17 protein-coding genes are annotated in these 12735 nt (G+C 39.0%); all 17 read right to left on the bottom strand.

The features are described from left to right. Positions 1-4 precede the first annotated feature (4 nt). Positions 5-274, bottom strand: a complete 270-nt coding sequence (fliQ, locus tag AC1D7X_RS03740; RefSeq protein ID WP_495456252.1) for a flagellar biosynthesis protein FliQ — start codon at positions 272-274, stop codon at positions 5-7. Positions 275-312: 38 nt separating this feature from the next. Next, positions 313-1068: a flagellar type III secretion system pore protein FliP gene (fliP, locus tag AC1D7X_RS03735; protein ID WP_495456253.1), complete on the bottom strand. Its 756-nt coding sequence runs from the start codon at positions 1066-1068 to the stop codon at positions 313-315. Then, a complete protein-coding gene (locus AC1D7X_RS03730; RefSeq protein ID WP_495456254.1) occupies positions 1065-1574 on the bottom strand; it encodes a flagellar biosynthetic protein FliO in 510 nt (169 codons plus the stop codon). The genes fliP and AC1D7X_RS03730 overlap by 4 nt, the downstream gene beginning before the upstream one ends. 8 nt (positions 1575-1582) lie before the next feature. Continuing rightward, positions 1583-1948: a response regulator gene (locus AC1D7X_RS03725; protein ID WP_495456255.1), complete on the bottom strand. Its 366-nt coding sequence runs from the start codon at positions 1946-1948 to the stop codon at positions 1583-1585. A gap of 27 nt (positions 1949-1975) precedes the next feature. Continuing rightward, the gene (fliY, locus tag AC1D7X_RS03720; RefSeq protein ID WP_495456256.1) at positions 1976-3199 is read right to left on the bottom strand and encodes a flagellar motor switch phosphatase FliY; all 1224 of its coding nucleotides are present in this window, start codon (positions 3197-3199) and stop codon (positions 1976-1978) included. Further along, positions 3189-4187, bottom strand: a complete 999-nt coding sequence (gene fliM, locus AC1D7X_RS03715; RefSeq protein WP_495456257.1) for a flagellar motor switch protein FliM — start codon at positions 4185-4187, stop codon at positions 3189-3191. Before fliM ends, fliY begins: the two co-directional genes overlap by 11 nt. Positions 4188-4221: 34 nt before the next feature. Next, positions 4222-4692 (bottom strand): flagellar basal body-associated FliL family protein, encoded by a 471-nt coding sequence (locus AC1D7X_RS03710; protein WP_495456258.1) that lies wholly within the window; start codon positions 4690-4692, stop codon positions 4222-4224. Continuing rightward, entirely contained in the window at positions 4689-4913 is a 225-nt protein-coding gene (locus tag AC1D7X_RS03705) for a flagellar FlbD family protein (protein WP_495456259.1), read from the bottom strand. The genes AC1D7X_RS03710 and AC1D7X_RS03705 overlap by 4 nt, the downstream gene beginning before the upstream one ends. A 56-nt stretch (positions 4914-4969) precedes the next feature. Next, the gene (gene flgG / locus AC1D7X_RS03700) at positions 4970-5788 is read right to left on the bottom strand and encodes a flagellar basal body rod protein FlgG (RefSeq protein WP_495474682.1); all 819 of its coding nucleotides are present in this window, start codon (positions 5786-5788) and stop codon (positions 4970-4972) included. A 79-nt stretch (positions 5789-5867) separates the two neighbouring features. Next, on the bottom strand, positions 5868-6257 hold the full coding sequence (locus AC1D7X_RS03695) for a TIGR02530 family flagellar biosynthesis protein (RefSeq protein WP_495456261.1): 390 nt from the start codon (positions 6255-6257) through the stop codon (positions 5868-5870). Further along, on the bottom strand, positions 6254-6730 hold the full coding sequence (locus AC1D7X_RS03690) for a flagellar hook capping FlgD N-terminal domain-containing protein (RefSeq protein ID WP_495474681.1): 477 nt from the start codon (positions 6728-6730) through the stop codon (positions 6254-6256). The genes AC1D7X_RS03695 and AC1D7X_RS03690 overlap by 4 nt, the downstream gene beginning before the upstream one ends. 19 nt (positions 6731-6749) lie before the next feature. Further along, positions 6750-8087, bottom strand: a complete 1338-nt coding sequence (locus tag AC1D7X_RS03685; protein WP_495474680.1) for a flagellar hook-length control protein FliK — start codon at positions 8085-8087, stop codon at positions 6750-6752. A gap of 38 nt (positions 8088-8125) precedes the next feature. Continuing rightward, positions 8126-9052, bottom strand: coding sequence for a kinesin (locus tag AC1D7X_RS03680; protein ID WP_495456264.1), 927 nt, complete (start codon positions 9050-9052; stop codon positions 8126-8128). Between the two features lie 51 nt (positions 9053-9103). Continuing rightward, the gene (fliJ, locus tag AC1D7X_RS03675; protein ID WP_495456265.1) at positions 9104-9547 is read right to left on the bottom strand and encodes a flagellar export protein FliJ; all 444 of its coding nucleotides are present in this window, start codon (positions 9545-9547) and stop codon (positions 9104-9106) included. Between the two features lie 10 nt (positions 9548-9557). Beyond that, the gene (fliI, locus tag AC1D7X_RS03670) at positions 9558-10877 is read right to left on the bottom strand and encodes a flagellar protein export ATPase FliI (protein WP_495456392.1); all 1320 of its coding nucleotides are present in this window, start codon (positions 10875-10877) and stop codon (positions 9558-9560) included. Further along, complete coding sequence (locus AC1D7X_RS03665) at positions 10864-11715, bottom strand: FliH/SctL family protein (protein WP_495456266.1); 852 nt, start codon at positions 11713-11715, stop codon at positions 10864-10866. The genes fliI and AC1D7X_RS03665 overlap by 14 nt, the downstream gene beginning before the upstream one ends. Further along, positions 11708-12724, bottom strand: coding sequence for a flagellar motor switch protein FliG (gene fliG, locus AC1D7X_RS03660; RefSeq protein WP_495456267.1), 1017 nt, complete (start codon positions 12722-12724; stop codon positions 11708-11710). The genes AC1D7X_RS03665 and fliG overlap by 8 nt, the downstream gene beginning before the upstream one ends. Positions 12725-12735 lie beyond the last annotated feature (11 nt).

The following is a 12735-nucleotide window of genomic DNA, read 5'->3' as shown; positions in this document are numbered from 1 at the left end:
CAGCCTAACCTATATATTTATACAAATTGTCTAATATATTAAAGGTAAAGTCTACGAGTGTCGTTAAAATCCAAGGACCAAACAACAATAACGCTAACAATACAGCAATTATTTTTGGAACAAAAGCAAGTGTTTGCTCCTGAATCTGGGTGGTTGCTTGAAATATACTAATAATCAAACCAACTACTAGTCCCAATAGTAACATCGGTGCACTTATTTTAAGTGCTGTGAAAATTGCTTGTCCAGCCAGTCCAATAATAAAATCCGAGTTCATGACTGATCTCCCTCACCACATATACGTCATACTATGCGCTATGTGTTAAAACTTAATAGAAGTGATTTGACAACTAAATACCATCCATCTACGAGTACAAATAATAGAATCTTAAATGGGAGTGATATCATGACGGGTGGTAACATCATCATCCCCATTGCCATTAATGTACTTGCAACAACAATATCAATAATTAGAAATGGAATAAAAATCATAAATCCCATTTGAAATGCTGTCTTAAGTTCACTTATCGCAAATGAAGGTACCAACACCGTAAGCGGAATATCATTGTATGTAGCTGGCTTCTCCATTTTGGTATAGTTCATGAACAATAACAGATCTTTCTCGCGTGTATGAGAAAACATGAACTTTTTAATCGGTTCAGAAGCTTTTGTTAACGCCTGTGTCTGTGTAATTTCTCCCTTCATATAAGGCTGAAGGGCGACTTCATTCATCGTTGATAACGTTGGTGACATGACAAATAGTGTTATGAACAGCGCTAATCCGACTAATACCTGATTCGGGGGCATCTGCTGTGTCCCAAGGGACGTTCTAACAAAACCAAGGACAATTACGATACGAGTAAAACTCGTCATTAGTACCAGTACCGCCGGAGCAATACTGATCACTGTAGTTAGGAGTATTATCGATAATGTACTTGTAGCTGGTTTGCCATCAGCAGCGTTCCCGATCTGAATATCAATATTAGGAATAGGATCAGCAAACGCCGCCGTAACAGAAAATATGCTGATAATTCCCAATAATAAACATACTAATATAAGCTTTTTTTTCATGGATCCCTCAACCGATCTGTATTATTATCTTCTCGGAGCAGTTCTTCCATTTTGTCTTTTCGGTTAGACATCCGACGCACCTTGGAGTCAAACACTTCGTGAAAGGAAGTTCCATCTTCCAGTTCAATCTCTTGCGAAGGTTGTTCCCTACGCAATTTACTGACTAATTTACTCAAGAACACAGACAGCCCATTGCCCCTCATAGCTGCTTCATCCTGTAGTGAAGCCAATATAGATGTAACCTCATCTGGATCGGAAATTTTATCAACAAGGTTAATATTTTCACCTACGCCGATTAAATACACACTATTTCCCACTTCAATCACTTGTAATGTTTTGTTTGGCCCGAGTCCAACACCACCAATAATTCGTATTGTTGGATTACTGAACCAAGATTTGTTTTTAGTGCCTAAGAAACGAATCAACAAAATTATGAGTCCAATGATAACGGCCAATACAATAATTACATATACAATATTCAACCCAGAATTCCCACTATTAGGCATATATGTTCCTAAATTCCTAGTGTTTTATTAATCGCATCGATAACACGGTCAGTTTGAAATGGCTTAACGATAAAGTCTTTGGCACCAGCTTGAATAGCATCAATAACCATAGTCTGCTGACCCATTGCAGAACACATAATAATTTTTGCACTTGGATCAATTTTCTTAATTTCTTTTAGTGCAACAATACCATCCATTTCTGGCATTGTAATATCCATCATGATCAAGTCAGGACGGACTTCCTTAAATTTCTCAATTGCTTGATTACCATCTTCTGCTTCTCCAACTACTTCAAAACCATTTTTTGTTAAAATATCACGGATCATCATTCTCATAAAAGCTGCGTCATCCACGATAAGAATTCGATTTGCCATTTGGTAAAAATCCTCCCTAAACTATGCTTATTGTAATTTTTGTAGACGGTCCCACTGGCTAACGATATCTATCACACGCACACCAAAGTTCTCATCGATAACAACAACTTCACCTTTGGCGATCAATTTGTTATTCACTAAAATATCAACTGGTTCGCCTGCAAGCTTATCTAGTTCGAAGATAGATCCTTGGGATAGTTCAAGAATATCCTTAATCTGCTTTTGGGTTCTCCCTAATTCTACGGTGACCTTAAGAGGAATATCCATTAATAAATCTAAATTGTTATGATCAACCGGATTATTTGGAACAGACTGCAAATTCGAAAATTGTACAGGCTGAACACTCACATTGCGATTGGGTGATCCATAATACTGTGGTGATGGTGTTCCATAAGGCATTTGCATGTTCGGATCCACTGTAGGCACGCCTCCTGTTGTGCTTTGATAAGGTCTTTCTTGATTTGGAATGGAAGATTGTTGCCCGTATCCAACTGATGAATTCGGTGCCACATGATTCACTTCCGCTTGTACTGGGACCTCTAATGCTGACACTTCAACCCGTGCATGTTCCTCATTACCTTGCATTAATAAACTCACCATGTCTTTTGCAAAATCCACTGGAAGGAGTTGTCTAATAGTCGAATCGATTATATCTCCAATCGTCAATCGGAAAGAAATTTTAATGAGTGTTTCTTCAGGTGGAAGACCTGCGACGCCTTCACCACTTGCCATATCTAAAATATTTATACATGGAGGTGAAATATTTACAAATCGATTAAAGAGAGTTGACATGGATGTTGCTGATGAACCCATCATTTGATTCATAGCTTCTTGAACAGCACTAATATGAATATCATTTAATTCTTCATTAGTGGGATTACCATCCCCTCCAAGCATCAAGTCAGCAATAACTTGCGCGTCTTTAGTTTTGATTACAAGTGAATTAATTCCTTCAAATCCAGCCACATAAGTCACATGAACAGCAACGTGGGGTTTAGGGAACTCATCTTCAAATTGTGATCTAGTAATAATAGACACTGCAGGTGTCGTAATCTCTACTTTTTTTCCTAACAATGTAGACAGCGCTGTTGCAGCGCTACCAAATGTAATATTTCCAATTTCGCCCAATGCATCTTGTTCAAGCGGTATCAGATAATCATCTACTGTAATAGGTTCTTCTGAACTATCAGAATCAGATTGGCTAAGTAGAGCATCTATTTCTTCTTGAGATAAATAATCCTTACTCGTCATGTTCTTCAACTCCTTCACTGACAATTTCATCGATTTGTACTGCAATACGATCCTTCAATGTCCCAGGACTACCAATAAACTTCAGTTTATCTCCGACTTTGATCGATAACCCTGAGTGAAGCGGTTTATTCAAACTGATGACATCTCCTATAGATAACCCTAAAAATTCAGAAATCGATAATTTTGATTCTCCAAGTTCTGCTACAACATTCAACTTCGTTAGTCTCACATTTTGCTTTAATGATTCTACTTCTGCTGCTTCACTTACTTTCTTCTCTGATACAAACCACTGATGCGCCGATAGTTTGGACATTATCGGTTCTAGAACAACGTGTGGTATACAAAGGTTGATCATTCCCGTGGTATCTCCAATTTTGGTGCTTAGTGATATTAGAGCTATCGTTTCATTCGGAGATACGATTTGCATAAACTGCGGATTAGTCTCCATAGTTTCCAAACGAGGAGTGATGTCTAATACCGTCTTCCAAGCTTCTTGCAAACTTTCGAAAGCTCTACCAAATATTCGCTCCATAATAGTTGTTTCTATTTCTGTGAGTGAATTAATTTTGGAAGGCGCATTTCCCACACCTCCAAGTAACCGATCCAACATAGCGTAAGCTACATTCGGATGAACTTCCATGACCATTCTACCTTTAAGTGGCTCAGCCTCAAATATATTGAGAATCGTCATCTTTGGTATAGATCGGATAAATTCATCGTACGGAAGCTGTTCTACCTGTACAACGTTTATTTGCACAAAAGTTCTTAACTGCGCTGAAAAGTAAGTTGTAAGATACCTAGCAAAATTTTCATGGATACGAGTTAAGCTACGTATGTGGTCTTTAGAGAATCGTACCGCTCTCTTAAAATCATACGAACGGACCTTTTTCTGTGTGTCTTCCTTTTTGAGCTCTTCAGCGTCCATTTCACCAGAAGATAGTGCAGCGAGCAGGGCGTCAATTTCGTTTTGTGATAATACATCTACCAATCATCTCACCCCCTTACAGGATTTTCCCAATGTTTCAAATATTATGGTGTAAATAGAAATCAGTGATCTCGATTTGAGTCAATTTCCCTTTGGTTAAGGTTTTATTAATCAAATTGATCAATTTTGCGCTTAATTGATCTTTACCATACGCCTCTTCTAAGTCCTCAGGTTTCGAATCAGCCAGCGTTTTGAGGATGATCGGCTTGATTTTAATATCTTTGATCTTGTCAAACTCTTCCTTAGACTTCTTGGTATCCAATTGAAACGCAAAATTCATCAATACGATGTAATCGGGATCCGAAAGGTTTGTTTTGATATCTTTTATTTCAGAAGTCCTTTCTACAATTTGATCTGCTGACAAATGTTTTGTTTCAACGGAATTTACAGTCGAAGAGACTTCATCCTTGTCGTCATCAAACAAATTTGCCATAAGCAAGAAGGCTGCTAGCACTATCAAAGTAATGGCTAATAGAATTGTAATCAACCAAGGCATCATCTTTTTCATGGGGTTTCCTCCGTTTGTTGTACTTTAATAGTCGCATTATTCAGACCAATCTCTTGGCTGTAATTCTTCACGAGAGAGATCACTTCAGAAGCCTTTTCAAGTACAATTAATCTTTTTCCGGTGACTAAAGTAATGTAAGTATCTGGTGTCTCTTCTACCATTTCAATCAAAAGAGCGTTCAACCACATTTTTGAACCGTTTATCCTTGTGACAGAGATCATTGTATGCCTCCTATGAAAATTTAGGAGAGGAGTTATCCTCCCCTCCCACTAAATTATTATCGTTTCAGATTAACCACTTCTTGAAGGATCTCATCTGATGTCGTAATAATTCGAGAATTGGCTTGGAATCCACGTTGTGCAACAATCATTTCAGTAAACTCATTGGTTAGATCTACGTTAGACATTTCCAATTGACCAGAGATGATGGCTCCTGTTCCTAAGGTAGCATCATTTGCTGTCATTATGGTTAAATCACCATCTGGTTCCGCATTCAAAGTGATGCGATATAAGTTACCACCAATTTTCTCAAGACCTTCGGGGTTAACCACTTTCGTTACACCAAGTTTAAGTAGTGATTGTGTATCTCCAGTTGATAACTTTTCAACAATGCTACCATCTTGTGCAATGGAGAAAGACGTCGTTTCCTCACCTATAGTGATAATTCCCCCATCCTCACCGACCACAAACAATCCATCTGATGTTACTAGATTACGTGCTGCATCAATATGGAAGTCTCCCGCACGTGTCAGAAACGGTGTTTCTTGCGCCTCAGGATCCATGGATACTAGAAAAAATCCATCGCCATCAAGACGTACATCCGTTGGATTGTTCGTTGTCATTGCACTTCCTGCTAAATGCAATGTATCTATTGATCCAATAGATACGCCTAGACCGATTTGTTTCGCATTGACTCCACCTTGAGTATCCGAGGGTGGTGTTACGCCTGAAACCGTTTGGCTCATGACATCTTTGAACATAACACGACCAGATTTAAATCCAATCGTATTAACATTGGCGATATTGTTACCAATAACGTCCAATTTGGTTTGAAAGCCTTTCATCCCAGAAACCCCTGAATACATAGATCTTAACATTCTATTATTCCCCCTTATTAAGTACATGGACCATATCAATCGATCAACGGTCCACTGGCTTCCAGTTCGGGCCAGCCAGTTATGAAATGATTACGGCACTATCAATCTTGGTGAACACGTTATTCTTCATTGATCCGCCATCCATCGCCGTTACAACCGTACGATTTCTTACATTTACAATCAATGCCATATCATTCATTAATATCAGTGATTCTTTACTACCTTTTGCTGCCGCTTGATCGATTGCATCCGATATGCGTGACAACTGCTCACTAGGAATCTCAATTCCTCGTTGTTCTAAACGCTTTACAGCATGGTTGCTGAACTTAAGCATATTTTGCTGTAATATCTGATCAAAGGAAACACTAGCTGTTTCTACATTCGAATGACGGTTATTGCCCCTACTGGGAGTTGAAGTGGGATATATTTTGGCAGGATATAACTGCCCAATAATCATACGATCACTCATATTACTGTCCCAGTTGCTCCACTTACGTTTGCATTTGTATTTGGAGCTGCTATTTCAAGTATTAGATTAACTGGAATAGCTTCTTTTCCTACTGTTGCATACTGTATCCCATCTTTAATAACGATTGAACCAACCGTACCTGTTTTTATCTCCGAGGTACTTCCAGGTGTTGCATCAATCCAACTAATATCTTTACCAATAAGTCCGGATACACTACCAAGTGATTGGTTTAATGTCGTTAATTGACCAGAGATGTTCATCAATTGCTCAACGGAAGTAAATTGCGCCATCTGTGCAATAAATTCTTTATCTTCCATAGGTTGCATCGGATCTTGATTCTTAAGTTGTTCCATCATGATCTTTAGAAACTGATCCTTACCCATCGTTGTAGTATCTTTTTTACTAGCTGTCGCTACATTACTAGCAGAATAATTAGGCCAAATATTAGTTGTTGATATATTATTTGAAGCCATATTGTTTCACCTCCTATTTTTATGCCTTCGCTGTAAACGTACTACCCTTATCAAGTTCAATTCGTTCAGATAACCAATCGTTCCATTCCTCTGTAAGCTCCGCAACAACTAATGAATCATCAGATTGAGCATCACGTTCCTTAGCTCTCCGATTGGATTGTTGTTGACCTGCATTAGATTGGCGTCCATCTTGGTACATATGTGATTCAAGCGATTGGTTCTGCGTCACTACTAACTTCTCGACTTGCAATCCTTGAGATTGCAAAGCAATCCGAAGTTGTGACATTTGCTGTTCTAGCAATTCTTTTGCTCCTGAACGCTCTGTCATAAAAGTAGCTACCAATTGCCCATTCAACATTGTAATTTTGATGTCAACTTGTCCTAAATGCTCTGGATAAAGTGATATCTTCGCTTCAGTCATGCCATTTTGCTTCACAATATCTAGCTTATTCACTACAAAACTAGTCATTTCTTTTGCAAATTGTTCAACAGGCACCGAAGCTGCAGCTGCTTTCAAAGGATTCTTTATGCCTTCTCTCATAAGGAGTTCTCCAGCAGTAAATGTCCCTTGACTTGGGCTTAGTGAATCATCCTGACTAACAGAAGGATCCTCTTCTACTAAGGTCGTATTCATTTGGTTACTTTGAGTTAGTGACACTCCTTGTACTGTTTTGGCAGAAGCATTTCCTAACACCGATGTAGTCGGTGTGGCAGCATTCAAGACTTGCTCTCGATTCTGAGCAGATATGCTCTGTTTATCGACAACGCCTGCTTCTTGCAATGCATTTTGGAAAGATGCCAACAATTGAAGAGCCTGAGATGCATTATTCGCAGAACTCGCTTTATTCTGTAACAAAGCTACTAATTGACCCAGTCCATCTTGCAACGCAAATCTTATCGTTGCAGCGTTTTCTGCAAGTCCAGATAACGCTGTGGACCCTTCCTGGCCAACATTCTGTGATCCCACTTCATTAGAGTTTAACAATGCATTCACTTGTTGAAGCCACCCTTGAAGCATCACCATAAGTGCAGGGTCTTCTGTTATAGCTTCATCAAGTTTATCCATGTCTTCAGTAAGTCCCTGAAGGAGTAGTGCCAATGCATCTGCTACTGGGGTCTCTTTAAGAGAAGCATCCTGTAGTAACTTTTCCAATAACCTAGCTGCATCTGACTGAGAAGTACTCTCTTGTGTCGTCAATGCCTCTTCACCCAATAGTTTAGAGAACGATTGATCGACTACAGATCCAGACTTTCCGGTTTCATTTACAGAAGCATTATTAGTTGCTTTTCCAGTTGTCGTTCCAGCTTTGCTCGTACTAGAAGAATTCATTGCCACATTTCGAGAAAGTAATGTCATTTTATTTTTCACCTCCTTCCTAGCGTTGATGACAGTTCCTACTTTGTCATAAGCTTATTGAGAATCTTAGCTGTCGTGATGGAATCATCAGATGACATCTTATCGAGAATGGCTGAACGTGTCTTATCATCGATATCTTTCAAAATCTTTAACGCCTTGTCAGGGCTAATCTTGTATGTCTCGAACAAAAGATCCGCAGCATATTTGGGTGTCATATTTGCAAATGTCTGCTTTAACTCACTCTTATTCTTAATTTTTATTTCTAAAACTTCAGCTTCGGTATCTTTCTTCTTTCGAGCTTCTAGAGCGGCAGCTCGTAGTTCATCTGCAGACTTATTATCCTTCATCATCATGGTTACTTCTGCTGCAACTTTGGGATTCATTTTCTCGATAATGGATGTTTGCTTATCCATCTTCATCGATTTAAATACCAGAACCATCTCTTCCTTCTCCAGGTTCTGTATAATCGGTGCAGCTTTACTTGGACTCATATTTCCGTACATTTTAGCTAACCCATTGATTTCTTTTTGGTAGACATCAACAGTTTCTTCTGGATTTTCAGCCAGAGTACCTTCATTCTCTAAGGTTTTTATCTGCTCCTGTAAATCTTTCATTACAGTTTCTTGTTTTGTTTTGCCTTCTGTTACTTGTTTCAGTTCCATTTCTTGAGCACTCAGCTTACTTTTAAGTTCCTTAATAGTAGCTTCTGCACTTTTTATCTCATTTTTACTCTTTTCTAGTTTTGTTTGTTCCGGATCCAGATTGGGAGCAGGTACCCAATTCTGTACAATGGGAATTTTGTTAGCCAATTCAAGAAAAGAGTTACGCATATTCACATTAAATAAAACTAGTAATACGCCTATGAGAACAATTGTGAAAACTATAGGGATCATTAACACTAGGAATCGTTCAAAACCCCCTACAGATTCTTTTTCAACTTTAAATTCATTATAATTACGAGCCACTATTATTCCTCCCTAAGGGGCAATACATTTAGACACCCTCCGAATGTATATCTAGCGAACATTCATAGCAAATCTTACGGTTGCTATTTCATCAAGTTCGTTTTGTTCCCGGAGGAGCGTTTCATGTTGAAACTTGTCTTTTGCTTTCTCACGCGATTTCATCCATACTTTTTCATCTAGCATTTTATCAGTCAAATGACTCTGACTCTTACGAACTACAACGTTTGCTTTGCGAACATCCATATTTTTATTGATGATACACTGATCTAGATGTTCAACAAAACTCTGAATTTCTTGAATTTTAGCAACTGAAGCAGCATTCTCAACCTCAATTTGGAGTTGGTCCGTCATATCTTTACGAATACTCTGATATTCATGTAATGACTTCTCTTCTTCTTGAAGTTTAGCGATTGCATTCGATAACAACCATTCTGCTTGGGTCTTCTCATTCCCCTTCAGATTCACAATATTCTGAAACGCATAATGAAATCTCATGCTTTAGTAGTCAACTCCTTGAAAATTCAGAAATCAAACGTTCTTGTACTTCATCCAACGTGACTTTCTCGTCTACTTTTTGTCTACTAAAATCCCAGATCTTCTGGATAAAATCAATAGATTCATCAATGCTTTCATTAGACCCACGTTGATATGCACCGATGTTAATTAAATCCTCGGATTCTGTATATACTGCGAGTAATCGTTTTAAATTCTCAGCAGCTTCTGTGTGTTCATCCGATGAAATATCCTTCATAACACGGCTGATGCTTGCTAAAATATCAATCGCTGGAAAATGTCCCTTATTCGCAATATTTCGATTTAGAACGATATGACCATCAAGAATACCGCGAACAGCATCTGCGATAGGTTCATTCATGTCATCACCATCTACCAACACGGTATAGAAGGCTGTAATAGAACCTGTAGGGCCCGTCCCAGCTCTTTCCAACAGTTTAGGTAGATTAGCAAAAACAGATGGAGTATACCCTCTCATCGCTGGAGGTTCACCTATTGCTAGACCAACCTCGCGTTGTGCCATAGCATATCGAGTTACCGAATCCATCATTAACATGACATTCATACCACGATCACGGAAATATTCAGCGATGGTAGTTGCGATAAGAGCACCCTTAATACGAATTAAAGCAGGTTGATCAGATGTGGCTACGATGACCACAGACCGTTTTAATCCTTCAGGACCAAGATCCCGTTCGATGAAATCCAATACTTCTCGTCCACGTTCTCCAATTAAAGCTATAACGTTAACATCAGCAGAGGTATTTCGAGCTATCATTCCCATCAATGTACTCTTACCAACACCAGAACCAGCGAATATACCGACACGTTGTCCTTTACCAATAGAAAGTAATCCATCAATAGCTCTTACACCAATACTAATTGGTTCTAGCACTCTAGGACGGTTCAATGGATTTGAAGGAGGTCTAAATGTTGAACTATAGGCCATTCTTGTTGGAATTAACGATCCATCAAGAGGTTGACCTAATCCATCCAACACTTTGCCTAATAATTCCGAACCAACTTGTACAGTTAGAGGTTTTCCTGTTCCGACTACATCACATCCAGGTCCAATGGACTGAAGATCACCCAATGGCATCAATAGCACCTTATTATCTCTAAAACCTACAACTTCAGCTTGTAGCGGCTTAGTCGTTTTACTAGGATAGATATAACAGACATCCCCAATGTTTGCATCAGGACCTTCAGACTCAACCATCAATCCAATGACCTGTGTCACTTTTCCATTGACTCTAACAGGATCTAATTGATCTAGATGATCCATATACCGCTGACTATCAAGCACCTTCATCATGGTTTCTCCGATCCTCATTGTCTAGTGCGATACGAATCAGCTCTTTCTTAATCTCAGTTAGCTGCGTATCAATTCGTGCATCTACACTTCCAAATGATGAGCGAATCACACATCCACGATCTTTCACAGTCGCATCTGGCAATATCTTGAGTTCAGCCTGAGAATCAATGGCAAGACTAAGTTCTTCGCGTGCTGCTTGAACAAAGGCATACTGGGACACAGCTACACAAAGAATAATAGTCCCTTGTTCTCTTTTTCGAGTTAAATTGCTTCTGATCAAATCAATCACATAATCACTTTCTAATGTCAGTTGCTTATCAATGACTTTTTCAGCAATTGCAGTACTTAGTTCAACTAAGAATGGTTCTGCTTCTTGAATGATTTGTTCTTTCGCATGATAGGCCTCTTCCAAAACCTTTTGAGCTTCAGCCATCATTTGTTCTACTCTAATCTGAAGTTCCTCTTCTGCCTTTACACGACCTTCATTGTATCCTTGTTCATATCCTTCGGACTTGAGTGCATCAACTAAATGTTCGTCTTGCTCTCGACGCTCCTTCCACCAAAGATCGATGGTTTCAGTTGACTCTAACAATGTACGTTCAGCCGCTTCAGATGATTCACGAACTAGTCGTTCTGCAAATTCCTTAGCGTCTTGTAACATTTCGTCCTTTAATCGCTTTGTTTCTTCATCTACTTTGATAACTACCTCTTCTTGCTCAAGTATTTCTTCATCAGATGAAGGTTCTTCTACTAAGGAGTTGTACTGTTTAGCCAAATCCAATTCCTTGAGCACTTCCACAGACACGTACCGGGAATGCTTAATCAAATTAGACAATGATGTCATCCCCTCCACCGCGTGCAATAATAATTTCACCGGCTTCTTCCAATCTACGGATGGTTCCTACGATACGAGTTTGTGCTTCTTCAACATCACGTAATCGCACAGGACCCATGTATTCCATTTCTTCTTTGAAAGTTTCCACCATGCGTTTTGACATATTTCGGAAAATAACATCCCGAACTTCTTCACTAGCCACTTTAAGTGCAAGTTGAAGATCCGAGCTCTCAATATCTCTAATGATTCGTTGAATGGATCTATTATCGATATTAACGATATCCTCAAATACAAACATACGTTTCTTGATATCTTCTGCCAATTCTGGATCCTGTATCTCTAATGAATCGAGTATAGTACGTTCTGTACCACGGTCAACCCCATTCAATATTTGAACTATGGACTCTAGACCACCCGCATTTGTGTAATCCTGCGTAACTGTCGAAGAGAGTTTTTGTTCCAAGACCTTCTCAACTTGATACAAGACTTCAGGAGAGGTACTATCCATCGTCGCGATTCTTCTAGCCACATCTGCTTGCTTCTCTTGTGGTAAGGAAGAAAGAATAATCGATGACTGTTCAAATTGTAGATATGAAAGTATCAACGCTATAGTTTGAGGGCTTTCATTTTGAATAAAGTTAATAATCTGATTTGGATCAGCCTTCCGGGCAAAATCAAACGGACGAACCTGAAGAGTAGCAGTCAAACGATTAATAATCTCCAGCGCCCTTTGTGGTCCAAGAGCTTTCTCCAAAATTTCTTTAGCGTAGTTAATCCCGCCTTGAGAAATATATTCTTGAGCAAGACAAATCTGATGAAATTCACCCATAATATTGTCTTTATCTAAACTCTCCACTTTACGAACATTCGCAATTTCAAGTGTAAGTTGTTCAATCTCTTCATCACGTAAATGTTTAAATATTTGTGCAGAAACTTCTGGTCCCAAGGTGATGAGTAGGATCGCCGCTTTCTGACGACCACTCAACCCTGTACTAGTTGACTTTGCCAATACACTCACCT

Source organism: Paenibacillus sp. Y568, from assembly GCF_059445545.1.
The sequence above is the reverse complement of the archived record's forward strand: the minus strand, read 5'-3'. Positions and strand labels throughout refer to the sequence as shown.